Annotated in this window: 16 protein-coding genes and 1 pseudogene; 8 read left to right on the top strand and 9 right to left on the bottom strand. The window is 59.6% G+C overall.

Annotation, left to right across the window (positions count from 1 at the left end; translation table 11 throughout):
- The first annotated feature begins 43 nt into the window (after window positions 1-43).
- Window positions 44-1,399 carry a Shedu immune nuclease family protein gene (locus tag I6F28_RS17900; protein WP_225128663.1) on the top strand — a complete coding sequence of 452 codons (1,356 nt, stop codon included), beginning with the start codon at window positions 44-46 and terminating at the stop codon, window positions 1,397-1,399.
- A 39-nt stretch (window positions 1,400-1,438) separates the two neighbouring features.
- Window positions 1,439-3,367 carry a hypothetical protein gene (locus I6F28_RS17895; protein WP_225128662.1) on the top strand — a complete coding sequence of 643 codons (1,929 nt, stop codon included), beginning with the start codon at window positions 1,439-1,441 and terminating at the stop codon, window positions 3,365-3,367.
- 952 nt (window positions 3,368-4,319) lie between these two features.
- On the opposite strand, the gene I6F28_RS17885 is transcribed toward I6F28_RS17895, so the two are convergent.
- The 5 genes from I6F28_RS17885 to I6F28_RS17865 all read right to left on the bottom strand — a co-directional run bounded on the left by I6F28_RS17885 (window position 4,320) and on the right by I6F28_RS17865 (window position 11,305).
- A complete protein-coding gene (locus tag I6F28_RS17885) occupies window positions 4,320-6,059 on the bottom strand; it encodes a phospholipase D-like domain-containing protein (RefSeq protein WP_225128660.1) in 1,740 nt (579 codons plus the stop codon).
- Window positions 6,056-9,514, bottom strand: a complete 3,459-nt coding sequence (locus I6F28_RS17880; protein WP_225128659.1) for a DEAD/DEAH box helicase — start codon at window positions 9,512-9,514, stop codon at window positions 6,056-6,058. The genes I6F28_RS17885 and I6F28_RS17880 overlap by 4 nt, the downstream gene beginning before the upstream one ends.
- A gap of 175 nt (window positions 9,515-9,689) precedes the next feature.
- Entirely contained in the window at window positions 9,690-10,415 is a 726-nt protein-coding gene (locus I6F28_RS17875; protein ID WP_225128658.1) for an SOS response-associated peptidase, read from the bottom strand.
- A gap of 3 nt (window positions 10,416-10,418) precedes the next feature.
- Window positions 10,419-10,868 carry a hypothetical protein gene (locus I6F28_RS17870; protein ID WP_225128797.1) on the bottom strand — a complete coding sequence of 150 codons (450 nt, stop codon included), beginning with the start codon at window positions 10,866-10,868 and terminating at the stop codon, window positions 10,419-10,421.
- 44 nt (window positions 10,869-10,912) lie between these two features.
- Window positions 10,913-11,305: a hypothetical protein gene (locus I6F28_RS17865; protein ID WP_225128657.1), complete on the bottom strand. Its 393-nt coding sequence runs from the start codon at window positions 11,303-11,305 to the stop codon at window positions 10,913-10,915.
- Between the two features lie 145 nt (window positions 11,306-11,450).
- Between I6F28_RS17865 and ku the strand changes: the two genes are divergently transcribed.
- The 4 genes from ku (at window position 11,451) to rnhB (ending at window position 14,619) form a co-directional block, all read left to right on the top strand.
- Window positions 11,451-12,383, top strand: coding sequence for a non-homologous end joining protein Ku (gene ku / locus I6F28_RS17860; protein ID WP_225128656.1), 933 nt, complete (start codon window positions 11,451-11,453; stop codon window positions 12,381-12,383).
- A gap of 442 nt (window positions 12,384-12,825) precedes the next feature.
- The gene (locus I6F28_RS17855) at window positions 12,826-13,026 is read left to right on the top strand and encodes a hypothetical protein (protein ID WP_092220504.1); all 201 of its coding nucleotides are present in this window, start codon (window positions 12,826-12,828) and stop codon (window positions 13,024-13,026) included.
- A 14-nt stretch (window positions 13,027-13,040) separates the two neighbouring features.
- Window positions 13,041-13,457 (top strand): hypothetical protein, encoded by a 417-nt coding sequence (locus tag I6F28_RS17850; protein ID WP_225128655.1) that lies wholly within the window; start codon window positions 13,041-13,043, stop codon window positions 13,455-13,457.
- 337 nt (window positions 13,458-13,794) lie between these two features.
- Window positions 13,795-14,619 carry a ribonuclease HII gene (gene rnhB, locus I6F28_RS17845; RefSeq protein WP_225128654.1) on the top strand — a complete coding sequence of 275 codons (825 nt, stop codon included), beginning with the start codon at window positions 13,795-13,797 and terminating at the stop codon, window positions 14,617-14,619.
- A gap of 27 nt (window positions 14,620-14,646) precedes the next feature.
- Here rnhB and ligD (I6F28_RS17840) read toward each other — a convergent pair whose 3' ends face one another.
- Window positions 14,647-15,594 (bottom strand): non-homologous end-joining DNA ligase, encoded by a 948-nt coding sequence (ligD, locus tag I6F28_RS17840; RefSeq protein ID WP_225128795.1) that lies wholly within the window; start codon window positions 15,592-15,594, stop codon window positions 14,647-14,649.
- 142 nt (window positions 15,595-15,736) lie between these two features.
- Here ligD (I6F28_RS17840) and I6F28_RS17835 point away from each other — a divergent pair.
- Window positions 15,737-16,359, top strand: a pseudogene (locus tag I6F28_RS17835) (cell envelope biogenesis protein TolA).
- A gap of 59 nt (window positions 16,360-16,418) precedes the next feature.
- On the opposite strand, the gene I6F28_RS17830 reads toward I6F28_RS17835, so the two are convergent.
- Together I6F28_RS17830 and ligD (I6F28_RS17825) are read right to left on the bottom strand one after the other, a co-directional pair.
- Window positions 16,419-16,586, bottom strand: a complete 168-nt coding sequence (locus I6F28_RS17830) for a hypothetical protein (protein ID WP_225128652.1) — start codon at window positions 16,584-16,586, stop codon at window positions 16,419-16,421.
- Window positions 16,586-17,506 carry a non-homologous end-joining DNA ligase gene (ligD, locus tag I6F28_RS17825; protein WP_225128793.1) on the bottom strand — a complete coding sequence of 307 codons (921 nt, stop codon included), beginning with the start codon at window positions 17,504-17,506 and terminating at the stop codon, window positions 16,586-16,588. The genes I6F28_RS17830 and ligD (I6F28_RS17825) overlap by 1 nt, the downstream gene beginning before the upstream one ends.
- A 105-nt stretch (window positions 17,507-17,611) precedes the next feature.
- Here ligD (I6F28_RS17825) and I6F28_RS17820 point away from each other — a divergent pair, with 105 nt between their 5' ends.
- Window positions 17,612-17,800, top strand: a complete 189-nt coding sequence (locus I6F28_RS17820; RefSeq protein ID WP_225128651.1) for a DUF3606 domain-containing protein — start codon at window positions 17,612-17,614, stop codon at window positions 17,798-17,800.
- 25 nt (window positions 17,801-17,825) lie between these two features.
- Here the strand turns inward: I6F28_RS17820 and I6F28_RS17815 are convergent, their stop codons facing one another.
- Entirely contained in the window at window positions 17,826-18,104 is a 279-nt protein-coding gene (locus I6F28_RS17815; protein ID WP_225128650.1) for a hypothetical protein, read from the bottom strand.
- Between the last annotated feature and the right edge of the window lie 352 nt (window positions 18,105-18,456).

Genomic DNA, 18,456 nt, shown 5'->3' with positions numbered 1-18,456 from the left:
GAAACCCTGGGACTGCCAGGCGGCGGACAAATTGGGGGATGTCGTGAAACTGAGTCTAAGAGAGATTCATCCAGGATGCATCGCAGTCCATTGCGAAGCCGATCCTGGCATTTACCAATCTCTCAAGCCGGATGAGCCGGTCCCGAACCCGCTGCCCAGCAAGGATGTCATTTGGTTCGATGCCACTAAGTCGACAATTATCATTCGACCCATTATCACATATCCGTCCGAGCGATATTTTGAAGCGAAGTACGGCCAGCTTGAAGAGATCGTCCTGGAAGGTTTTGATTTCGAGCTACCCGAGGATGAACACGCCATACACGATGTGCTCTTCCAACTTCCTACCGGCTTGATCAAGAATATCGAAGCTGGCCTTGGATTTCCAAAAGAATATAGTTCAATCGTTGACAGTATCGAGGAGCTCGACGACGTCACAAGCCTAATCATCACAAAGCGAGGGGTGACCCGCCTCGACGGCGCGTGTTTTCATCTCGCTTACCGCGAATTCGAAACACTGCGCTTATCGTTGGCGCGTATCACACGAGGGTATCAACGCGAGGGACGAATAGACAGGGCGATCAAATCCCATAATGCCCTGTTGACAACGCTGGACCCTGAGCGATTCCCGGAAAAGCGGCGAGCGCTCAAGAAAGACACAATCTCCAATTTGCTGGTTGGTCGCGATTACTCTAAGTCCGAGCTCTCAAAACGCGATCGGGTCGGCATGGTCGCTGCAATTCGCTCGAGCGCTCCGACGATCGCGACCGAAACGCCCGATGTGTTGTATGGACTTCAACGCGATATCGAGCTCGTTAGCCTCGATGTTCTAATCGAGCGGTTTCGGGAAATGATCGACAAGAAGCTGCCCGAGAGCGCTTGGCAGAAGCTATTTGCTTCGAACCCGTTCATATTGTCGTTGCTGTTTGGCTATCCGATCGTGGAGGTGCTTGGACAGGCTCATGTGGGAGGGGCGGCTTTGACTGGACGAGGCGGAAAGATCGCCGACTTTCTCGTCAAGAATGAAGGAACCAACAATGTGGCGTTGGTCGAAATCAAGACACCGCACACTCAGCTGCTCGGAAGGGAATTTCGCGGCGGCGTCTATCCAGCTTCGGGCGATCTTGTGGGTTCGGTTGCCCAAGTTCTCGACCAACGCTATCAATTCCAAAAGAATATCGCGCAGATCAAGGATGCAAGTGAGATCGCCAACATAGTATCTTACTCCGTTGATTGCGTGGTTGTTGCGGGGAAAACCCCGGAAGGAAAAGCCGAGCAGAAGTGTTTGGAATTATTCCGCCGTAGCATGAAGGACGTTCAGATTTACGCGTTCGACGAGCTCTTGCAGAAGCTGGTTCAGCTTCGCGACTTTCTCGCCAGCGACGAAGCCACTGAACGATAAGTCGAGAAAAAGCAACTCGCTGCAATTAATGGCGACGCCATGGATCCGTTGGCTGCATTGTCCAAAATTGGCCACGCCTTCTTCGCCCGCGACGGCGTGAGGCTTGCCTTTGGCAAGCGGTGGGACGGGGAGATCATTCACATTTCGCAGGCATCGCGTGGCTCGTCATGTGGGTGTCAGTGTCCGGCCAAAAATTGCGGTCGAAAGCTCGTCGCGCGAAAGCCTGACGGTGACATCGCCCATCACTTCGCGCATGCGCCACTCACGGCGGCGGAGCGGGCTGCAGGTATCGCCCCTAGCTGCAAGCACGGCAATATGACGGCGCTTCACCACTATGCTGAGCAACTGCTCAATAGCCGCAAAAGCCTCGTCCTTCCTCCCGTGCAGGCCACGTACGGCGCGCGCACCAGGACAATTCGTCAAGCAAAGACTTTCGTCTTTGACTCAGCTATGCTGGAGACCATGGACGGCGAAACCATTCCGGACGTAATCCTGCGAAAAGGCGATGATCGAATGCAGGTCGAGGTCTATGTGACGCATCGCTGTGGCCCGGAGAAGCGAACGAAGATCGCGGCTGCGGGCATCTCGGCAGTCGAAATTGATCTGTCCGCGCTGTCCCGAGACACGACGATAGCTGGCCTCGACGAGGCAATTCTAACATCGGCTCCGCGCGAATGGATCTACAATCGCAGGGCCGCTCACGTTAGAAATGAACTGGAGCGAATAGCTGGACAGGAAGCAGCTGCGGCGGAAGAGAGGCGTCGAAACCAGATCGAGAAGGTCAAAGCAGCCTACGCTTCCGCCCGACGAAAGGCATTAGGCTATGCCTGGCAGCACTCGCCCCAAGTACGAGCTGTTGCTGCGGCGGGAGATGCCGAGCTACTCGACGGACCGTCCGTGGGAGAGGGATATTTCACGGTTCATCCCAAGGTATGGCAGGCTGGCATCCTTTGTGACATGGTGCCGCGTTTCGGTGGCGTCACCCCGTTCTCCGTGATCGGAGAATTCCGTACGCGCGGTTGGATCACGGAAGAGTTCGCTAGCCGCAGCCAGAACGAGGACTCGCTTCTGGTGGACGCTAACCTTCCTAAGGGCGGTGCCGAACGGGCCGTGGTCAAGTTCCTGCGATATCTTGCTGTCAAGGGAGTAGTCGAAGATACGGGCTGGGCATGGAAGCAGACGCAGCGGCGATCCGCCGAATTGCATCAGCGCCGTATTGAGCAAGATCGTGCCGATCGAGAGGCTGCACAGCTGGCGGCTCGGCTAGCATCTCTGAAAGGTCTCGGCGAAAGCATAGCCCTCCTTGGATCCGATGTTGAGCGACAGGGCTTCGAAGTCGCATCCTGGATGGAGCACGCGCCGGATGGCCAGCAATCCCTGAAGCAAATCGCTATCAAGGGCGATGCTGCTTGGCAGGCGTTGAAAGGAGCTCTCGCGACCACGCTTGCAGTTCTCAAAGATGAATCTGAGCAGGAGGCCCACGATCTTGGGCTGCCGGTTCGCGGCGTGCTTAAGACGATGCGCTCGATCCACGACAGCCGGGCCGCCCAGCGCAAGGCCCAAGAGGAGGAAGCAGAGCGACTGCAGCGTTTGGAGCGGCTGGAGACAATCACGGCTCTTTCAATATCGTGGATCGGCGATGCCCATTCGAATTGGCTAGAGGCACCACACTCGAACCTCGACGGGATGTCGCCGCGCGAAGCCGCTGCACGATCTGGAGGGTATCTCGAAATTGCAACCCGTCTGCTGCGCAGCTTTCAAGCAGAGTTGATCAAGAAAGCGAAATGGGTGGATGAGCTGGAGCGAGAAGCATCCAAGCTGCTTCCGCGGCCCGATATGCTTCGCCTCTACATGACAGCCGGCGATCCCGAGCTGCCCGGCCTAGTCTCTCCGACCGTCCACACAAAGGACGAGCAAACGATGCGGCAATGTTTGGCGCTCTTGAGGCGTCGTTACGGCAAGCGGTAGTGTCGGTATGCACTGCATCGAGCTCAAGAAGTTTCGCTGGATTGCGCGCCATCGCATTGCCAGCTTCGAGATTTGCCATAATCCTTCAAGGCGCCCAATACGGTTAGGGCGAGTGAAAACGGCTGCAGCCAGCCTGGAAGTTCAGCAACTTGATAACGGCCGTCTTGGCGGCAGAAAAACGAGCGGTTCATTACGGAGAGCCGCCGCGGCTTCCAAATCACGAAGGCCCGGCTGCTGCGGTGACATGTCGATCAAGAACATCAGACCAAGGATCGTTACGCTAAACACCGGAAAATCACGTCCGTCTTTTGCGATCGGAGTGGACGCACTCGTAACAGGTCCCAAGGTTTGAGTTGTGTCCCTCGCCGCACGCGGTGCTGGCGCGTCAGGTCGGCCCCATACAAACACACGAATATGTTCGTATCGTGTGTCAGCTGCTTCGGCTACGCCATAGTGCCTTGCGATAAGGTTGAGCCCGATCTTGTAAAGCGCACGCACAAAACGAGGGTCATTCCCGAACTGCTGGCTGAATCCGAGCCGGCCGGCCTCCGGCTCTATCCACGTGTCAAAAATACCGTTGGACTTGGCCGCTGGCGCAGGCGCTTTCCCTCTGCTTCCACAGTTTGAGGCCCAGCGTTGAGAAAAATATCTGTCCAGTCGCCGAGTGTTTGCTGCTGATGGCGCGCCAGCTGTCAATTGTAGGTCTACGCCCGCCCTTTCGGGGCACACCATAGACGACAGTCACCACCTCGAACTGCTTTAATAGGGCCTGATCCAGCGTCCCCAAAGCGTTGTTGCAGTTTACGCACATCACGTCGCGCAAGACCAAGTCTTCCGGGCAGCCGAGAGCCTCAGGGATGCCGTGCTCAGTCGAAAGGCGTTCAAATTTGTTTCGGCACCAGATACAGATCATTGCGCGTACAAAGTTGATATAACCCGTCGTATGGGTCGATCAGTCCCCGAGCTGTCCCTCGAATTTCGCCAAGAGGGAAGTAGCCAGGCCTTCCCCTTCCAGATGCAGGCCAATCTCGTCGAGAGGATTGTCGGGCGAACCGGTCTGAGAGCCCCAATTCATCGTGCTCACGACGACATCATCATTGCCCCAGAGCAGGAATTTCGCGTGGACTTGCGGATCCTCCACGGCAATCAAATCGACGACGCCGTTTAGTCGATCGCGGTGGGCCCTGACATGCCGCCGCTTGATGGGTCCAGACGGGCGCGAAAAATAGACACGGACGTCGTCTAGGCGCCGGCCCGCGATTTCGGCCGGGTTGAAGAGCCCAGGCACCATGGGCGCGCCGACCTTGTTGCTGCAGCAAACGAAACGTTCATCGGCCTCGTGCGCCACCTGCCGGAGCAATCGCTCGTGATCGTCAGCCTGCAGGAAAGTCATCCGAACCGGTACACGGTGACCGGTGTCGGTGGTGGGTGATAAGGGGCTTCTGGCGCGCCTCAAATCCGATGCCATGAACTGAAGCGTTTCGATCGAACGACTTGCGCTCGAAAGAGGCGAGATGATCGAACGCAGAAGATCCAGGCCGGCCGCTGCAGCCCGATTTTCGGTGAGCTCGACAGAAAGCTCCACGGCCGAAAAAGGCGACGACAGCCAATTGGAGGAGCCGAGCAAGACGACAGCGCCTCCATGACCGTCATCTGCGGCGAGACATTTCACGTGGCTTCGAACCGAGTCGCGGTGTGCAAGCACAAAACCACGCGCGTGGCGCGCCGAGGAGAGCCGGACGTTCAGCTCTTGCATTGCGATTGCATTTTTTCTCTCGGCGTCAAGCACGGTGCCATAGAACAAATGGCAACGCACGCCACGTCGACATGCCCGCTCGAGCGCGATGCGGACACGTTCGTGGCGCTCCGTGTATTTTCCTTCGTGCGGCGTGATGAAGGTCGAAAGTACAAAGACGTCTTCCTCGGCCTGGCCGACGATGCGCTCGAAGGTCTCCAGATGCTGGTTGCCACCAATGATCAAGTCGTCGGTGGATATCATCGTATCGATGGTCGGTGACCGGTCCGGTTGTGGATCGCTGGCTTCAGGAAGGATGCCGGTTTTGATCGTTGCTCGAAGGGCGCCAATTAGGTCCTGACTGGCTCCCTCGGGGAGCAGACCGTTTTTCACATCATTGAGTTCGATGGCGAGGTATTTCCTTTCGAGGACGGAATTGACGGTTTGCACGCCGCGCAACCATTCGCCTGGGCGAAGCATGTTCGTCACAAACTGAGTGACGCGAACTGCCATCGTGTCATCGGTCTCATCGGGCCCCGCAGGAAAGTTAACCTTGTGATCCGCATGGGACAATCGATGGAGCGGGGCGGTTTCGACGTCGCGGTTGCGAAAGACGGAGTGCCCGACCTTCTCCAGCACAAGACTGATGTGAATCTCGCGATCTTCGGTTCGCTCTGGCAAAGCGCCCCCCAACCTGATGAAGTCGTGACCGACAGTGCTTGTTGCCAGTTGGGGAACAGGTGACAGCCGAATCTCGACCAGGCCGAACTGCATCAGCCGCGCGATGGTCGAGCCGGCGACCTGGACAGGAATTCCGAGCGACGCAGCAACACCCTCGATCGTGTCCGGGGTGCGATCGAGCGCGAGCAAGATCATTTCCTCAATTGGGCTCCATCCCCAGGTGCGTTGGACGATGGCACGCGCACGATAGTGCCAGGCGGGAAGGTAGATTTTCACGCGGGAAATCTCCCGTTCTCATCGACCGTGATGATGGAAGCACCCTTGACCTTGCCGGTGGTGCCGTCCTTTCTGATGAGGTCGTAATCAGTTCCGGCCAGCGTCGCGAACTCCTTCAGCATCTTGCGAAGGAACTCGAGCTCATCTTTGTTTCCATCGGGATCTATTCCGTCCACCACGTCGCGAATGAAGTCTTGGCTTGTGGCAAGAACAAGCTTTTGCTTGGCGCGGCTGAGCAGCACGTTCATGCGTTGCGGGCTCTTAACGAAGCCGAGCGCGCGCGATCCGACCATGACATTGTTGCGCGTGAGGCTGGCGGCGACGACGTCGGCCTCGCCGCCCTGGAAGCTGTCGCTCGTAAAGATAAACTCTCCGTTGCTGCGCGGGCTGGCGAAGCCAAACAAGGTCTTGTCTTTCTTGATCCGTTGGTTAAGCAGGTGCTTAAACCAATTAACCTGCGCCAGATACGGCGAAAGGATCACCAGCGTGGGCCGGCGGCCATCGCCGCCAACGACGGCCTGCAGGCCTTTCAAAGCTGCTATCAAAAGCTGAGCTTCAAGGTCGTTGCGGTACGATCGCTTCACTTTCGTTTCGAAATTGCGCCGTTTCGTCACACTGAGCGGCGGAAAATCGAGGAGAACGATCGGCGCGGCGAGGTGAGGCGCGGTCGATGTAACAGTCAGTGCGCGACGCTTGACGCGATCGGAGGGAACGAGCCTTCTGTTGTAGAAAGTATTCGAGACAAGGTCCCCGATGGCGGGGTGCATGCGGCTCTGCTCGAGGAGAGTGTTGACGATCGTACTCGGCCGTCTCGAGTCCTTTTCCCGCTGCTCTTCGCGCTCTGCGATTGATCGGAAGGGCTCTTCAAGACGCGCTGCTGTCGCGAGCACTTCCTTCAGCAGAAGCTCGTTCGACTTGATAGTATCGAGCGCCTCGTTCACTTCTGGCGGCAGATCGGAGATGGTTTCAAGCTGCTCTTTCGCGCCTCGCAGCAGCTCCGACGCGCGTTCAGCATCGTAGAACTTTTGCCGCTGCGCGGCATCGAATGGAGACAGCTGGTTATGGTCTCCAACCACGATCCTCCTGTTGCCCAGCAACAGTGCGCCGATCAGTTCCGCGCCATTGGCGCGGGCAGCCTCCTCCACGATGACCCAGTCGAACTGGTCGCCGTCGGCTATCATTTCTTCGATAATGTGGGACGACGTCGTGGCAAGCGTCACATCGGATGATCGTAGCAACAGATTTTCGGTATCGCGAAACACGCGGTCGGCAACCACCGTTTCCGACGGATCCACGGGTCGAAGGGCCTGTTTGATTTGGTGGCGTTGATTGACCATCGCAGCTTCAGCCGCGTGGCCTGCCACTGAGACCGACTGGAGCAGACCAATGGAGCTCGTTCGCAGGGAGGTTACTTCGTCGGTCGGTCGTGTGCGGTCGACACGAACCACGATCTCCGGACCGCCCGCCAGAGTCTTTTTGAGTTCGTCCTCCATCTGAATCAAGGTTTCGTGGTTTTGGGCCGAGACCAGCAGCCTGGCGTCCCGTGTCTTTCCCAAAATACTCTTGACGAGATGCGAGATCAGGAAGGTCTTGCCGACGCCAGGGGGGCCGATAACGACATTGATGGATCTACCGGCCACAATCGCGTCCCATGCGGACTTTTTCGATGCATCCATATCGTCTGGCGGCGTGCTGCCGGGAGCTGCAATATCGCGTAGCGCATCGTCGAGCGCGACCTGTGCCGGATCGTCGATCGCTCTTAAGAGTTCAATATTGGTCCGGGCCGCCACGATATTTTGAAGGCGGCGGCGGATAGCGCGCTCGAATCCGCTATCGCGTCGAGGACGAAGATAGAGAGTCTGTCCTGGCACGACCGCTTCACTGGTCGCGAATGTGTAAGTCAGGCGCCCCTCGACGATGCCGCCCGTTCCTTCATAACTGAGCTCGGGCAGCCTCTCGCGATCGCCGGCGAGCGCATCAAGGCGAGACAGCGTCCAATTCGGCTTGCCATCGTCGTACCTCAACTCGTGGCCCAAGGCGTCGTATGCCGGACGTAGTCCCATCATTTTGCGCCGGATGTCGCGCTCGTCATCCTCGCGGCATGCGATCCAGGCCAAATCGGTATCTCCGTCCGATGGCGGATGAAGCACTTCGACGGGATAGATGCGAAACTGTTCGCGCAACCATGTAAAGGCTTCGAGGAGGATGAGGGCGTACCAGGTCGGAATATCGTCGGGTCGTTGAGCCGCGCGGCTATTGCCACTGGCGTCGATCCACTGCTTGGCACCGGGACCAAGCTTGCGCACCCGTTCTTCAGCGCTCTTCCGGGTTCGCGCGAGGTATACCCTGTGAGAAACCTCGACGGCATCGAAGATGTGATCATCAGGCCGCCGTTTGTTGGCATTCTCGATCATGCCAACACAATCATCGACGACTTTCACGCCATAGGCAGCAAGATCAGTGATGACACGCACAAAGGCCTGATCCACAGCAACAGTACGTACCGTTGGTCCGCTCAGATCGTCTTCGACAAACCGGAGGACTGCATCCCGGTCATCTGCCTGTATCGTGCCCGACGTGAGAGCCGGAAGGTCGCTTTGGATGACTTGAGGCGAGGGATAGAGAACGAGCTCGCCCTCGGCGCTCGATCCTGACCGCTCAAGATCGGCCACGATCTCCGTCAGCTCGCTCAGGACAATATTGCCGTCGAAAAGCTGATGGTGCGGTGGATTGGCAAGGCGATTGAGCATGCGCCGTTCGATCGGCAGCAGGGAAGGTCCACCGCCGTCCTCGGTAAGGCCAAGGATACGGGACGCCGTCTGCCCCAGATCGCTCCAGTCCTGCCGGAACGATACGGTGCCCGAGGGCCGCAGGAGATGTCCCGCGCCGCCCATATCGCCGTCGGCGATGTGCACGCACGCCTCGTAGCCGCCGAGTCGGAAATCCTCCTTCTCATCGCTATGCGAGAAGATCGCATGTTCGCTGATAGCGCCATGCACAATTCCCGCATCATGACAAAGCGCGAGTCCTTCGGCTACGCGCAGGATATTGCGCCAAAACACCTTGCGACCGGCCGTCGTAAGCAGCCGGCCTTCTCGCGCTCGAACCCTGTGCAACGACCCGGAGATCGGACTACCCGGATCGACCATTAAGATGCCGATCTCATCCTGGTCCTCGACGATTTCAAGAACCTCAACCAACAGCTGTCGTGCACGGCGTGACGACAGGACGCGCCGGACACGCCTGAGACCGTGCGTGATGAGTCGTTTCAGGTCTTCGTCGAGCGCAGATCCGGTCTTCTTAAACAGACGGAGGAGATAGTCTTCGCCGTCGGCGATGCCGGTGGCAAAACGAAGTTGAGAATGCCAGCCATCGACGCCGCTGGAAAACGCGGTGTCGGCAAACGTAAACCGTGCGTCGAGCGTGGCCTTTCCTAGCTTCGGACCTCGCGCCATGGCGACGTAATCCTTTGGACAGAGTGCAACAGCGTGATTCGTATGCGGAGGATAACTATATGATCTGAAGTGAAGTTATCGACCCAAAAATTGCAGGATATGTCAGTGTCGCGCGATCGTCTGATTCGCCAAGGATTGGACGGGGTCGCGGCCGTTTGGTCGTCGGCCTCGTCAGTCACGACGCCAAGCCGAGGGGGTCTTCTTTGAGGCCGCGGGCGACGATCCGAAGATTGCTGTCGGGAAGTGGCCGCTGTAGCTTCAGGGCCTCGTCCGGAGGAGCCGTCATCCAGGCCTCTACCTCGTCCGGCGTCGTTAGGATCACGGGCATCGCCTTCGGATGGATGGCGGCGACCTCGGTGTTTGGCTCCGTCGTGAGGAACGCGAAGAGGTCGTTGGTGGTCTCGCCTTCCTTGACCTTCCGGACTGACGTCCAGTTGGTCCAGATGCCGGCGAAGCAGGCGAGGGGACGGCTCTCATCGAGCGCGAACCAGATATCGCCGCCCTCGGCCTTGTTGAACTCGCTGAACGAGTTGAACGGCACCACGCAGCGGTTTTCGACGCCGAGCCAGCGAGTCCAGTGCTTGCTCGTCACGTTACGGATATTGGTCGTTCCACTGTCCGGCTCCATTCTGAGCAATTCCTTGAAATCCACTGCCTTGCCCTTGGCCTGCAGTTTCTCGACTCGCTTCTTCGTGGCGTCCATCAGCGCTTTTGACGACGACGGCATTCCCCACCGCGCAGTGGTGAGTTCGCGGCCCTCGGCCCCGTTACGCACGATCGGCGCCTTGTAGTCGGGAAAAACTCCCGGCATCGGCGCCAGATTACCAACGTAGCGGTTCACGACACGAAACAGCGCGCTGATCGCGGCTTGGTTGGTCGTGATCGAATAAAGATTACACATCGGTCAGGATTCGGTTCGAGGGTGGCGCGGCTGCCACGTCAACTGTAGCAGAGTCGCGGATGGACGCCGGCCCACCTTGGCGCATTTGCGGCAGCGCAGCCGGCTGGCGAGATCGTGCACGAAGGTGGTCGGCGGGTGCTTCATCGCCGCGAGGTCCACGTCGCTCGGCGTCTTGCAGCGCGCGCATCTGATCTCCAGCCAGGGGAAGCCTCCGTTCACGGCTTGATCGATGGTCGGCGACGGATCGATCGGTTCGCCGTCACTCCACATCCGCTCGTTCCAGCTTTCGCAAAGCAGCCTATCGGCTTGCTGGATCATCGCCTCGCCCTTGGCCCGCGTCTCCGCCGATTGGGTAGCCAGGATGTTGGCCATAGCGCGCGCCTTGCCGAGCTCTTTTGCCAGAGCCTTGCGATCGCCGCCCGACAGGGGCGTAGGGTGATACTTCGGGGCCATCCGGACATCCAGGCGCAAAGATCGGATCGGCAAATGCAGAGCGGCTACGGCGTCTCGAATGCTGGCCAGCACCCGTCTTCTTCATGCCTGCCGGTGCGCTGCTGGCAGGTGTTGTCGAGCAACCGCTGCGCGACGTCCTTCCAGAGCGCGTTGCCGCCATACAATCGCACTGCATCGACAGTCTGGATTTCCACGATTCGCTGGCAACGGCGGCAGGAGACGCGAAGTACGTGGCGCTCAAATTCGGAGAGACGTCGCTGCCGCATGTGGGCCTCGGTCGTGCCGGCGCGAGGGTCTTTGAGGACTGAGTCCCAGTATTCGGCCGGGAGCGGCGCATCTGGAGCCGCGACGGGGGGAATAGGCCTCCGCGCCGCGTCAGCTGCCAGTCTTTCCATCTGCTTTGGGGTCATGCGCCAGCTTGCGGGTCGGTCGGTCATTCCTCGATTAGGACATAAAGTGAACAAAAGTCGAGTCAGTCCAAGGGCCCAGGGAGAAAAATCGGCCTGTCGGACGGATCGGGATGTCGGAACCAAGGCAAGCCGTTCGTCTTGAATCCGGCATCAATAATGGAGTTCCCCCGCGATGGCCCCACGCGCCAACTGGAAAGGCTTCCTTCGTCTCTCCCTCGTCACTTGTCCGGTCGCGCTCTATCCAGCCACGTCGGAATCCGAAAAGGTCTCATTCAACCAGCTGAACCGAAAGACCGGCCATCGGATCAAGTACGCCAAGGTCGACGCCGACACCGGCGAGGAGGTCGACAACGAGGACATCGTCAAGGGCTACAAGGTTGATACCGATACCTTCATCGAGGTGACCAAGGAGGAGCTTGAGAACGTCGCGCTGGAATCGACGCGCACCATCGAGATCGACGAGTTCGTCGACCGCAGCGAGATCGATCCGCGCTATCTCATTCGCCCCTACTACCTGCGTCCTGACGGTAAAGTCGGGCACGATGCCTTCGCCGTCATTCGGGAAACCATCCGCGAGATGAACAAGGTCGCAATCGGCCGTGTGGTGCTGACCAATCGCGAGCATATCATCGCGCTCGAGCCGCTCGATAAGGGGCTGATGGGCACGCTGCTGCGCTATCCCTACGAAGTCCGTTCCGCGGATGAGTATTTCGATGACATTCAGGATGTCAAAGTTACCAAGGACATGCTTGATCTCGCGAAGCACATCGTCAATCAAAAGGCGGGCCATTTTGAGCCGGACAAGTTCGAAGACCAGTACGAAACCGCCCTCATCGATCTGATCAACCAGAAGCGCGCCGGCAAACCCATTAGAGCGAAAGAGCGTCCTCGAGGTGAGAACGTCGTGGACTTGATGGACGCGCTGCGCAAGAGCATCGGACGGGACGCGACGAGCCCGACAGAGGCTCCGAAGAAGAGGGCCAAGAAGCCGCGCAAGGCAGCGGCTGGGCAGAAGGAAATGCTGATGCCGATCACCGGCAAAAAAACGGCGAAGGAGGGCGCGGCCAAGAAGCCGGCTGCAAAGCCGCAGCGAAAGTCGGCCTAGACTATCGTGAAGCACCAGTCACGCCAGACGGTCACTCCTTCGTCATCCGCGCAGGCCCTGGCGGATGGTAAATCCCATCTCGACGAGGTCGCGTGAGACTATCGCGCTGACCGGCAGAAAGGCGACAGCCGCGAGGCCGAACCAACGGCGCATAGAGCCGTCGACCTCGCGATTTGCAATGAGAGGGGACACTTTGCGCGCTGCAGGCCGCGCCACTGCGGAAGTTTATCAAGTTGCGTGATTTGCGCTGGGGAGAGTGTTTGGGCAGCGTAGTCTTTCAGCCTAATCAGTTCGGTTTTGGGGGCTTCGGCCAGCGAGCCGATCCATTGGGGGCCGAGACGCAGCTATGGGTGCAGTGCACCGTCCGCAAAGTTTAACATGCTTGAATCCCCAAGCGGGCGAAACTGCGCTAGGATTAGATTTTCCCTTTAGGGGGCAGCTTATGTTCGACACGGCAACCACCGCGCTTTTGCGCGCGGTTCTCGATGAAGTCTGTGAAAGCGTCTCGCACCGCGAGATCGGGGCACGTACCCACGTCGCGTCGAAAATCCTAGAGGCTGCGACGAGAGGCGAGATCTCTCCCGAAGGTCTCAAACAGATTGGTCGCGACGCCCTCTCGCATGCGCCGACAATGTGGCGCTGATCGCGGGGGCCGGCGTGAACTTCCAGGTCACCGTCCTGAAGATTTTGGTAGCCTATCCGGACGGCTTTGCCGTGATGGAGGACCTCAAGAGGGATATGGCCATCCTGGCGACGAGTGGCCGCGACTGGGCGGACCGGACCAGGCGCCTCGCGGCCAGAGTGCCCGACCTCGACATCTTCTCACAAGGATTGGTCGAACGGATCAGCGGAGGATGGAAGATCACGTCCAAAGGACGGGCGTTGCTCGAATTGATGGAAGCGCGGCCAACGGCCCTGGAAAGGGCCGAGGCGCCTCCAGTTCTGGAGACGAGTGCGACCTCGCCGGCGCCTGTTCCTCCGCTGCGGCAGCCCGCCGATCGTGCCAAGCGACGGCGCGAAAGACGTGAACGTCGGCGCGAGGCGCGCGAACGGGCAAGAGCAAACGCCTCTTGAGGTAGCGACTGAGGGAAGAAAAATCCGCCAAATGGGAGCAGCGTTTGATAGTCCCGGACTGTCGATTTGCCTCCCCAGTCCCAAGCGTACCGCCGTTACCTTGTTTGCGGCCATGCCGGCCCCGATCTACTCGGGACGGCGACTGAGCACGGGTCCTTCTACCGAGCCGGCGAGCGACAATGTAGCGAGGAAATGAAGGCCGAACCCGCGCGGGAGAGCTGGCCGGGTTCCTTTTGAGAGGGCGTTGCGCGGTCGGTGAGGCGGTATAGCTACTTCAGACAATCGCCATAAAGTTCACTGACATGCTCCCCAACAGTCAATCTTCACGAAGGCCTTAATGTCCCAGTACTCACTCGATGTATTGCGTCAGCGCTATGTCGTCGAGAAAAGACCGCTCGAGGCCGGCGTCGAGCAGATCTTGCGGGCCGACACCCGCGCCGGAGCGCGTGCCATCCTGGCTTCAATCGATAAACGCCGCTTCGAAAATAGGTCGGAAGGGCAGCGCCTCCGCAAGATGCTCCGCTTCGAGACCTCTCTGTGGGAAACAGGCCATCACGCCGTGGCAGGCGTGGACGAGGCTGGAATGAGCCCTCTCGCCGGGCCGGTCTCTGCTGGCGCCGTGATCCTGAAACCGGGCACGCGGATAGTCGGAATCGACGACTCGAAAAAACTCGACGCCGCGGCTCGCGAAGAACTCGCGAAGGAGATCATGGAAAAGGCGGAGTGTTGGTCTGTGGCGTTCGTCGAGGTCGAGGAGATCGACGCGATCAACATCTATTGGGCGGGCATTCAGGCTATGCAGCGTGCGGTCCGGGGGCTGGGATTGACGCCGCAACACTTGCTGATCGATGCGAAACGGCTGAAGGAAATCGACATCCCTCAGCAGGCAATCATCAAAGGCGACGCCAAGTCCGCCAGCATCGCGGCCGCCTCCATCCTCGCGAAAGTCGAGCGCGATGCCGTCATGCGGACGCTCGACGTGCGACACCCCGGCTATGGCTTCGCGGATCACAAGGGCTACCCGGTGCCGGCTCATTATGAAGCGCTCGCCAGGCTTGGCGCATGCGCAGCTCACCGGCGGTCGTTCGGACCGGTACGTAAGGCTCTCGGGTTGCCGCCCTTGCCGCCATGGCCTTCGGCATCTGAGCGCGACGCCGGCTGAACAGGTCTACGCTTCGTCTCGGCGGCGCTATTTTCGCGGCCAGCTCTTTTCGCGTACGACGTCCTTCGCGTTTTTGTCGGACCGCAGCCCGAGATAGACCGGCTGGCGCAGCTCGCCGTTGCTGGTCCACTCCGCGAACTTCACTTCTGCGACCAACGCAGGACGCACCCAGGTCGTGACCTGCTCATCCTTCACCTTGGCAGGGAACGGTGACTTGGCGGTTTTGAGCTTCATGAGCTTGCCGTGAAGCTCTTCGAGAACTTGGTGGCTGAAGCCGGTGCCAACGTGGCCTATGTACCGCCATGCATCCCCTTCGCGTACCGCGAGGACGAGAGCGCCGAAGAAAGGCCGGGTTCGCCTCGGCGCCGTGAAGCCGGCGATCACGACCTCTTGCCGCTGCGCGGTCTTCACCTTCAGCCAGTCGGCGGTCCGGCGTCCGGACGTGTACGGGCTATCGGCGCGCTTGGCCATGATGCCTTCGAGATGTCTCCGCTCGGCATCTGCGAAGAACTTCGTTCCCTTGCCTTTGCGGTGGTTGCTGAACGCGACGAGCTTGTGGCGCGGAAGGATGGCCTTGAGCCGCTTCTTGCGCTCGAGGAGCGGCAGCGCACGCAGGTCCTCACCGTCTGCGAACATGAGGTCGAAGGCGCAATACAGGAGCTTCGCCTCATGGCGCAGCGCGTTTTGAAGCAACTGGAAATGCGAGACGCCGTCCTTTCCGATCGCGACGAGCTCCCCGTCGATCACGGCATCGCCCTTCACGCCCTCAAGTGCTTTGGCGACCTCGATATAGCTGCGGCTGATGATCTTGCCATTTCGGCTGTAGAGCGCAACCTTGCCTCGCCGGATTTCCGCGATCATCCGGAAGCCGTCATACTTGTCCTCGAAAACCCAGCCGGGATCGTCGAACGGCGCGTCGGTGAGCGTTGCGAGCATCGGCTGCAGGCGCTTGGGCAGGGTCGACGTCCGGCTCATTCGAGGCCAATCCTTAAGAGCACGTTGCGAAATGCATGGACGTCCTTCAAGGATTAGGGAACGCTTCGGGGCCGCGTCTTGTTCCGCAGGCTCCGTGGCATGCGTGACGTTGACGCTCGATTGAGGAGGGCGGACCGGACCGATGGCGAGAAAACTCAAAACCTACCAGACTTCTTTGGGCTTCTTCGATCTGGCGATCGCCGCCTTCCTCCTCCATGAAAGCGGCCCTCGAAGCCTGGGGCGCCGACAGCAATCTCTTCCACCAAGGCGCGGCGAAGGAAAGCGACGATCCGGACGTCATCGCTGCGGCCATGAAGAAGCCGGGCGTCGTTCTCAGGCGCCCGGTCGGATCCAACCGATCCTTCAGCGAGCAAGCTGAACTGCCCTCCGATCACGGCGGGGACAGAAGAACGACGAACGCCCCGCGCAAATCGAAGGGCCAAATTGCGAAGAAGCCTTCCTCACGTCCCGTCGACAAGACGGCCGAGCGGAAGGCTGCGCTTGCCTACGAACGGGAGGAGAGGCGCCAGGAGAGTGAACGGGCGAGGGAGGAGGCCGCCAGGCAGAGAGAACGTGAGCGCCGTCAGCAGGCGGTCGACAAGGCGCAGGCTGCGCTGGACAAGGCGGAGCAGGAGCACGCGAAGCGGGCTGCCGCCATCCAGGCCGAGGTTTGAGGCTCTCGCGAAGAGATCGCAAACCGAAGACGATCGCTGGAATAAGGAGAGGGAGCGATTGGAAGCTGCGCTGCGGCGCGCACGGAGTTAGTTTCTTGGCAGTTCTTGCTCGGCGGCACCGAGGGAAGGCAAAGGGTTGCCGTCAAGCGATCATCGTTCGGGGTCTGGTGAGCGCGCTGCGGCTCGGTTCACCGTGGTGCGTTCCGCTCGGTCCTCGGGAGCGAGCTCCATGACCGCTTGATGCAGCTCGGCCGGAATCGTCAGCGGACTTTCCGCGGGCTTGTTCGCCCACTGCCAGAAGCGGTCAAAGGCATCCATTACAGATCCTCCCGAAGCCCCCTAAAAAACGGGTGGCGAACCTTTCCCTCGGCCGACTTCGCGCGATACTCGATCTCGGCCAGAAGCTTGGGTTCGATCCAGATGCCCTTGTGACCAATGCGCTTGGTATAAGGCTGGGTCTTTCGGATGAGGGGTTTAAGCCGCTTCTGCAGATCGGCGGCCGAGACCTTGTCGAAGCCGTGGTCGACTTTGCCGGCATAGACCAGATCGTCGCCCCTGCGCCGGCCGACGTAGATTCCGTCCCACTTCGTCCCATCGAGTGCGAAGCCGGCAATCGTCAGCGTCTCACGCTGTACGCAGGTCTTTTTGACCCAATCATTCGTGCGTCCCGCCGGATAGGCGCTGCCCCGGACCTTCGAAACGACGCCTTCGAGGCCGAGCTTGCAGGCGTGCGCGAACATCTCGCGGCCATCTATCTCGAAGCTTTCGCTGAACTGGATGTCGGTGCCGCCTAGGATCTTCTTGAGTTCGGCTTTGCGCTGAAAGAGCGGTAGCTTCCGGATATCTCGGCCGTTCAGATAGAGCAGATCGAACGCGACGAGCACGATGCTCTTCGATTTGCCCTTGAGCTCGTTCTGCAGGACCGAGAAGTCAGTCGTGCCGTCGGCGGCCGGTACCACGATCTCGCCGTCCACCACCGCCGAGTTCGCCTTGATCCGCCAGGCGTCATGAGCGACCTTCTTGAAGCGATGCGTCCAATCGTGGCCGCGCCGGGTGAAGATCTTCGCCGTCTCGTTGGCCAGATGGACCTGAACACGGTAGCCGTCGAACTTGATTTCGTGAATCCAGCGCTCTCCGGACGGCACCTTCTCGATCGAGGTGGCCAAGGCCGGGTCGATGAAGCCGGGGAAGGGCGTTTTGACGCCGATAGCCGCCGGCTTTTTACGCTGAAACGCCACTGAAGAACTCCACGCTACAGGCGATTCAAATTGGCACAGTTCGAATCGTTCCGGAACCGGCGAATCCTTGTTGCGCTGCCTCGACGCCACGAACAGGAGGTATCCATGGCGGCAGCGAAAAAGTCGAAGACGTCCCGCGGACGCAAGCAGGACCGGGCACGGGTGGCCGGCGGGCAGGACTACGAAGTGCGGTACGAGGCGAAGAAGACAGGTAAGTCGGCGCCGGCGGTGAAGAAGGCTGTCAAAAAGGTCGGCAATACGCGGAAGCGCGTGGAAAGGCGGCTAGGCCGCTGAGTAGGAGACGGATTGGCATCGGTGCTTAGCGTCGGTCCTCCTCGTCAGGGGGGCATTCTGGGCAGGTATCACCAATCGAGTCCAGCAGGTCGCGAACCGCGGCCTCCGCTGCGTCACGGGATACGTCTGCTGGCGGGTCCTGATGGGCGATATCGAAGGCGCGCTCTCGTGCATGCGGATCGGCGCGGTCCTGCATCCAACCGTGCTCCTCGCACTCGCGGATGGCGCCGGCTTCGTTCAGCACGTTGATCGCCCAACCGCGCAGGGTGCGGATCGCCGGCCGTCTCTGCTTGGTCATCAGCATTGAAAGGTTCTCCCACGCTGAGACGAATCGTTTAGTCCCGCAGACGTTCCCCATCGCTAACACACGACTGGGATTCGAGATCGTGGGATCTCGTGGTTTTTCGAAGGCGGAATATTCAGCTTGGCGAGGTGCTAGGGTGGGCAAGAACGAACTAGAGAAACCGTTTTCCGACACTTCAGACGTCCGAGCTCAGTTAGTTGCTCCTTGTCGTTTTGCGCGTGCGGCTGTCGCCCGCACCGGGCTCTCGTGAACCGAGCCGCGCAGCGTCTCGGCCATGCGGCTTCGATCCCTTGCGCACGACCAGATCACGCCCTCGCGGGGCAGAAACGAAAAACCAGACCTTTATGCAGCA

This window comes from Bradyrhizobium sp. NBAIM14 (genome assembly GCF_020193895.1).
Taxonomy (GTDB): Bacteria; Pseudomonadota; Alphaproteobacteria; order Rhizobiales; family Xanthobacteraceae; genus Bradyrhizobium; species Bradyrhizobium yuanmingense.
The sequence above is the reverse complement of the archived record's forward strand: the minus strand, read 5'-3'. Positions and strand labels throughout refer to the sequence as shown.

What these genes read in the sequence shown, in the direction of transcription:
- I6F28_RS17895 (WP_225128662.1), top strand. Translation starts at nt 1,439, where the DNA reads ATGGATCCGTTGGCTGCATTGTCCAAAATTGGCCACGCCTTCTTCGCC.
- I6F28_RS17880 (WP_225128659.1), bottom strand. Translation starts at nt 9,514, where the DNA reads ATGGCGCGAGGTCCGAAGCTAGGAAAGGCCACGCTCGACGCACGGTTT.
- I6F28_RS17875 (WP_225128658.1), bottom strand. Translation starts at nt 10,415, where the DNA reads ATGTGTAATCTTTATTCGATCACGACCAACCAAGCCGCGATCAGCGCG.
- I6F28_RS17870 (WP_225128797.1), bottom strand. Translation starts at nt 10,868, where the DNA reads ATGGCCCCGAAGTATCACCCTACGCCCCTGTCGGGCGGCGATCGCAAG.
- I6F28_RS17865 (WP_225128657.1), bottom strand. Translation starts at nt 11,305, where the DNA reads ATGACCGACCGACCCGCAAGCTGGCGCATGACCCCAAAGCAGATGGAA.
- ku (WP_225128656.1), top strand. Translation starts at nt 11,451, where the DNA reads ATGGCCCCACGCGCCAACTGGAAAGGCTTCCTTCGTCTCTCCCTCGTC.
- I6F28_RS17855 (WP_092220504.1), top strand. Translation starts at nt 12,826, where the DNA reads ATGTTCGACACGGCAACCACCGCGCTTTTGCGCGCGGTTCTCGATGAA.
- rnhB (WP_225128654.1), top strand. Translation starts at nt 13,795, where the DNA reads ATGTCCCAGTACTCACTCGATGTATTGCGTCAGCGCTATGTCGTCGAG.
- ligD (WP_225128795.1), bottom strand. Translation starts at nt 15,594, where the DNA reads ATGAGCCGGACGTCGACCCTGCCCAAGCGCCTGCAGCCGATGCTCGCA.
- I6F28_RS17830 (WP_225128652.1), bottom strand. Translation starts at nt 16,586, where the DNA reads ATGGATGCCTTTGACCGCTTCTGGCAGTGGGCGAACAAGCCCGCGGAA.
- I6F28_RS17820 (WP_225128651.1), top strand. Translation starts at nt 17,612, where the DNA reads ATGGCGGCAGCGAAAAAGTCGAAGACGTCCCGCGGACGCAAGCAGGAC.
- I6F28_RS17815 (WP_225128650.1), bottom strand. Translation starts at nt 18,104, where the DNA reads ATGCTGATGACCAAGCAGAGACGGCCGGCGATCCGCACCCTGCGCGGT.